Origin of the sequence: Microbispora amethystogenes, from assembly GCF_016863015.1 — a bacterium.
In the GTDB taxonomy this organism is placed as follows: domain Bacteria; phylum Actinomycetota; class Actinomycetes; order Streptosporangiales; family Streptosporangiaceae; genus Microbispora; species Microbispora amethystogenes.
In genome coordinates this window covers 1-1,200 of sequence record NZ_BOOB01000126.1, presented here as the reverse complement: position 1 = coordinate 1,200, position 1,200 = coordinate 1, and the positions used below count along the sequence as shown (strand labels likewise).

General features: G+C 71.7%; 1 protein-coding gene. It reads right to left on the bottom strand.

The annotated features are described in order from the left end of the window. The coding region (locus tag Mam01_RS35980) for a Gfo/Idh/MocA family protein (RefSeq protein ID WP_239101885.1) at nt 1-1,153 on the bottom strand (1,153 nt) is incomplete at its 3' end. Nucleotides 1,154-1,200 lie beyond the last annotated feature (47 nt).

Genomic DNA, 1,200 nt, shown 5'->3' with positions numbered 1-1,200 from the left:
GGCTACCGGAAGCCGCGCTCTCCTCGACGGCGGCGAGCACCCGCTGCACCTGGAGGCCGTCCTCGAAGGACGGCGTCGGGTCGGTGCCGGCGGCGATCGCCTCCAGGAAGTCCTTGACCTCGTGGACGAAGGTGTGCTCGTACCCGAGGCCGTGGCCCGGCGGCCACCACGCCCCCACGTACGGGTGGTCCGGCTCGGTGACGAGGACCCGCCGGAAGCCGGCGTCCGACTCGGCGGCGTCGTAGAACCACAGCTCGTTCATCGCCTCGAAGTCGAAGGACAGGCTGCCCGCCGACCCGTTGATCTCGATGCGCAGCGCGTTCTTGCGGCCGGTGGCGAAGCGGGTGGCCTCGAACGACGCCAGCGCGCCGCCCTCGAAGCGGCCGATGAACAGCGCCGCGTCGTCCACCGTCACCTCGCCCTTCTCACCGCCGCCACCCTGGCCGGCCAGGCCGCTCGACCCCTCGGCGAGCGGGCGCTCCTTGACGAAGGTCTCGGTGAGCGCCGTCACCCCGGTGAGGTTCCGGCCGACGATGAACTGGGCGGTGTCGATGATGTGGGCGCCGATGTCCCCGAGCGCGCCGGACCCGGCCTTGTCCTTCTGGAGCCGCCACACGAGGGGGAACTCCGGGTCGACGATCCAGTCCTGCAGGTACTGCGCCCGCACGTGCCGGATCTCGCCCAGCCTGCCCTCGGCCACGAACTTCCTGGCCAGGGCGATGGCGGGGACGCGGCGGTAGTTGAAGGCGACCATGCTGCGCACGCCGCGCGCCGCCGCCTCCTTCGCGGCGGCGGTCATCGCCTCCGCCTCCGCCACGGTGTTGGCCAGCGGCTTCTCACAGATGACGTGCTTGCCCGCCGCCAGCGCGGCGATCGCGATCTCGGCGTGCGAGTCGCCCGGCGTGCAGATGTCCACGATCTGCACGTCGTCGCGCTCGATCAGCCGCTTCCAGTCCGTCTCGACCGCGGCCCAGCCGAGCGTGTCGGCCGCCTCGGCCGTACGCTCGGCGGACCGCCCGGACAGGACGGCCATGGCCGGCCTCGCCGGTACGTCGAAGACCGCCGCGACGGTCCGCCACGCCTGTGAGTGCACGCGCCCCATGAACGCGTACCCCACCATGCCGACACCCAGCGCCGGCCTGCTTTCAGTCACTAGAACTCCCTCGAATCAGGGCTGGATCAGGATTCGAACCCGGTCGG